Below are 340 nucleotides of genomic sequence, written 5' to 3' on the forward strand. Positions count from 1 at the left end.
AGCCGCCGAAGCGGGCGCGGTAGTAGGTGACGCCGCCCTTATCGAACGCGACCGTGAAGCCCGACGCATCGGCCAGCGCCTTCGGCGCCTGCCTGCTCGTCTTGTCCAGGAGAGCCTGGGCTCCCGATTGCGTCGGCGAGGACGCGACCTGCACCACCCATCCCGATGGAACCGAGGACGTCTTGACCGGATCGACGGCCGGTGCGGCCGCTGGAGCCGGCTCGGCATAAGCGGCGACGGCCTGGGACGTGGTTTCGGCTTGGGACGTGGCTTCCTGGGGCGCCGGCGCCGGAGCCATGGCGGCCACCGCAACCGTCTTGACCTTCCTGACCTGGATCAC

General features: G+C 70.0%; 1 protein-coding gene. It reads right to left on the reverse strand.

Annotated features, from left to right (window positions below):
• Positions 1-340 (reverse strand): SPOR domain-containing protein (locus EN869_RS33835; RefSeq protein ID WP_135916134.1); only part of this gene is annotated, 340 nt, incomplete at both ends.

Source organism: Mesorhizobium sp. M2D.F.Ca.ET.226.01.1.1 (genome assembly GCF_004022705.2).
In the GTDB taxonomy this organism is placed as follows: Bacteria; Pseudomonadota; Alphaproteobacteria; order Rhizobiales; family Rhizobiaceae; genus Mesorhizobium.